This window comes from Devosia sp. MDV22-iso42 (assembly GCF_058629155.1).
In genome coordinates, this window is record NZ_JBZVWR010000008.1 from 1 (window position 1) to 3,359 (window position 3,359).

Annotated in this window: 4 protein-coding genes and 1 pseudogene; all 5 read right to left on the bottom strand. The window is 64.6% G+C overall.

What is annotated here, in order from left to right; all coding sequences use genetic code 11:
• Positions 1 to 361: heavy-metal-associated domain-containing protein (locus AC4NN3_RS09840; protein ID WP_491926925.1), on the bottom strand; the 361-nt coding region annotated here is incomplete at its 3' end.
• 11 nt (positions 362 to 372) lie between these two features.
• Positions 373 to 1,748: pseudogene (locus AC4NN3_RS09845) on the bottom strand (multicopper oxidase family protein).
• A 153-nt stretch (positions 1,749 to 1,901) separates the two neighbouring features.
• Positions 1,902 to 2,039, bottom strand: coding sequence for a hypothetical protein (locus tag AC4NN3_RS09850; protein WP_491926926.1), 138 nt, complete (start codon positions 2,037 to 2,039; stop codon positions 1,902 to 1,904).
• A gap of 116 nt (positions 2,040 to 2,155) precedes the next feature.
• The gene (locus AC4NN3_RS09855; protein WP_491926927.1) at positions 2,156 to 2,623 is read right to left on the bottom strand and encodes a hypothetical protein; all 468 of its coding nucleotides are present in this window, start codon (positions 2,621 to 2,623) and stop codon (positions 2,156 to 2,158) included.
• Positions 2,624 to 2,726: 103 nt separating this feature from the next.
• Positions 2,727 to 3,101, bottom strand: coding sequence for a hypothetical protein (locus tag AC4NN3_RS09860; protein WP_491926928.1), 375 nt, complete (start codon positions 3,099 to 3,101; stop codon positions 2,727 to 2,729).
• Between the last annotated feature and the right edge of the window lie 258 nt (positions 3,102 to 3,359).

A 3,359-nucleotide genomic window follows, 5' to 3' on the forward strand; every position in this document is an offset into this window, starting at 1 on the left:
TATGCGCTCTTCCAGCAGACCGACATCCTCGCCAGCTTGTTCTACGGCGTAAAAGGACGTGCGCGCCATGCACCTGGGCCCCATGTTCGGCGTGGCCGGCCGTCGGCGTCCCCACCGTCTGGCCAGGCACGCAGCTGTGCCGCGGCACAACTTCGCCGCGACAGTGGAAACCGCATGCGCGGATCTGCTCCACCAGCCGTTCCCGGCTCGTGACCCGGTCGTCAAAGGTCACGCTCGCCGAGGTCGAGCCGGCGTTGATCGCGACCTTGTGGACGCCGGCAAAGCCGGTCAGCCGCTTTTCCACGGCGGCAAAATCGAGGATGCTCAGCAGGTCGTCGACTGCGAGGGTGACGGTTTTCATGGCTTTGTACCTCAGGTCCGGTAGCCGAAGGTGGACATCATGCCGGTCGCCATGTGGTAGAGGTGGTGGCAGTGGAAGGCCCACTGGCCGATATTGTTGGCGTCAACGGCGATGGTCACTGAGTGCATGGGCGGGATCAGGACCGTATCCCGCAACGCTCCCGCAAATCGGCGCCCGTCGATGGCCACGACCTGCTCATATTGGTCATCTTGATCTCGACCCGCTGGCCGGGGTCGACGGCGATTGGCGCGTCGAGCATCAGGCCCCACTGATAGGCGGCCATGTCGCCATTGAGCACCATCTCGTAGGACCGGTCCGCCGCCCGTTGTGACAGTGGCACGGCCGCCCGCAACTGCCCCTCAAGTTCGAGATCGAGCACCGGCCCGTTCTGGTCGCCTGAGGCAGCGATCCTGCCCACCACCGCGCCGCTCGGCTGGAGGATGATCCCGGTCCGCTGCGGCGCGCCCTCGCGGAGGGCGAGGATTGGAAACGAGCGGTTCTCCGCCGGCAGCGTCAGCCGCACATCGATCCGCTGTCCCATGGACATCGGGAAGCGACGTCCCTTGACGGGCACGATGTCCTGGCCGTCCACCGCGATCAGTTCTCCCTCCAGTTCACCCAGATCGATGGTGAAGGCGGTAGCCGTCGCGCCGTTGATAAGCCGCAGCCGCACCCGGCCACCGCGCTCCACCGCGACAACTTCGGGGTCATCCAGCGTGCGGTCATTGGCGAGATAGGCGTCATACTCGATATCGTTGAGGTCCATCGCCATGCCGCCCGAGGGCATCGCCATGCCGCCATGACCGCCATGGCCCATGCCGGCCATCCCATTGCTCCCTGAACCGCCCGTCAGGCCGGCCAGCAGTTCCTCCGGCGTCTTGAAGGAGAGGTCGTGCCACAACACCACGACCTCCTGCTCGTCACGGCCATCGTCCTCCGGATTGGCAACGATCAGCGGCGCCGCCAGAAGAGCTTGTTCCTGGAGCGTATGGGCGTGCATCCAGTGCGTGCCCGCCGTGCCGACGGGAAAGGCATAGTGCCGCTCCTCGCCAGCGCCGATCAACGGGCTGGGCGCGTCGCTGACCCCGTCATTCGGCCAGGGCGGCGTCAGTCCGTGCCAATGGATGATCGTGCTTTCGTTCGTTTGGTTGCCGAGCAGGACATCGAAGCTGTCGCCCGTCCTGAATCGAAGGCCGGTCGCGCCGCCGGCCTGCTGCAGGCCGAAGAAGCTCGCCGCCTTGCCATTCACTTCTATGCTGCGGCGGACGACATTCAGTGCCGTCGTGGTGGACGGCTGCACGCCGAGCGCGGGGCGGACAAGGACAGCAGGCAAGGCCAGAGCCGCCGACCCGGCGAGCAATCCTGTAAGCAATTCGCGACGCTTCATGGTCTGTTTCCCTTTCGACAATGGGCAGTGAGTTGTGATCATTTCCGCCGCGGCGAGATGGCCGCGGCGGCGTGGCACGAGGCCAGCGCAAATGCTCAGTCGCTCGTTCGCGGCTGACTGGGGAGAACGAGCCGCCCCTGCGGCTGGCCCATCTCAGAGCCCGCGGGCGGCGACCGCATTGTGGACCGCAGCGACGATCGAGCCGGCAAAAATACCGAAGATCAGGCTGAAGAAGGTGCCCTCAAGCCAGGCCTGCGGTGAGGTGATGGGCGCGAGCGTGAACAGTGTCACCCATGCATGCGTCGCCTGAAGGCCCGGGGAAAGCACCCCCCACCAGAGCGCACAGGACGATCAGCAAGACCAGAGCGAGGCCAGCTGCGACAGGGTGCGTCTGCTGACGATGTCAGTCATGGCGTGGCCCCCTTAGCGTGAGCCCCGGACGCGGCCAGGTTCTGCTGCATCTGCTGCATCATCTGCATCATGTCCATTTGCATCATCTGCATGGACCGCATCATTTCCATCATTTGCATCTGCGGCGGGTCGCCGGCACCCGGCTGCATCATGCCGCCTGTCCGATGGCCCGGCATCTCCTGCATGAGCTGCATATGCATCTGCATCATCGCCATCATGTGCATGCGCATCATGGCCATCGCCTGCCCTTCACCCGGCTGCATTATGCCCATCATGTCGGGACACTGGCTCATCGCGCTTCCGGCCTGTGGCGTTGCAGGCGGGGTAGCTGCCTCCGCCAGTGTCTCGGCTTCAGTCGTGGTTGTATTGGCAGCTTCAGGGTGATGCGGGTCGGTCTGGGCGATCGCGGGATTGGCGAGGCCGAGAAACAGCGCCGCGACAAAAAGCGGCTTGGCAATATGCATGGGTCTTCTCCCTTTGCATTGTGATCAATTGAATGGGGTGAATAGGGCCGGCCGCGGGGCCGCCCGGCAGGCGAATCCGTCTGCGGCAGCCAGGACCGTACGTTCAGGCGAGGTCGCGGGGTGGATGGCGGGCGACCAGCGGATCGACTCCGGAGAGGCATAGCGCGCCCTCCAGGGACCAGGTCTGGTGTCCCCAATGACCCAGGCCGCGGGCCTCAACCGGCGCGACGAAGGCCATCCATCCAGAGCCGCTGCAATGCGCCACGCCCGAAATGCAATCGGTGTGCTGGTCGTGGCATGGCTCTTGCGCACAGGCGTCGTGCGCGCTCGATGCATGATGTTCGCTTGCGACGTGGTGCTGCGCAGCTTGCATGTCGGACGCGCTTGCAAGCGCGTCCGGGCCGGCGCCAAGCGTCAGCGCCAGGCTGAAGATCAGCGCGGTCACAACAACTTGTAGCGTTTCGGACAATCGGACCATGGTCACACCATGGGGCAATCCCAGCAACAGTCTTTGATCAAGATCAAAATAACCGCACGCGTTCGTGCTGTGGCACTCCGGAGCTGTATTCGATGTGCCGAGGGCAAACTCCGTCCAGCCTCATTACCACGCTGCGGCCGCACGGTCGGACGAGTGCAATGGCCACCGGCCAATCGAAAGGTCCGCTTTCGCGGTGTTTCCGCCAAAAGATGGTGTATCGCGGCGGCTGCGGCGCGACCTGAGATCAGGAAGCTGCAG

Bases quoted from the DNA above. Each gene is read 5' to 3' on its own strand.
- AC4NN3_RS09860 (WP_491926928.1), bottom strand. From the start codon at position 3,101: ATGGTCCGATTGTCCGAAACGCTACAAGTTGTTGTGACCGCGCTGATC.
- AC4NN3_RS09855 (WP_491926927.1), bottom strand. From the start codon at position 2,623: ATGCATATTGCCAAGCCGCTTTTTGTCGCGGCGCTGTTTCTCGGCCTC.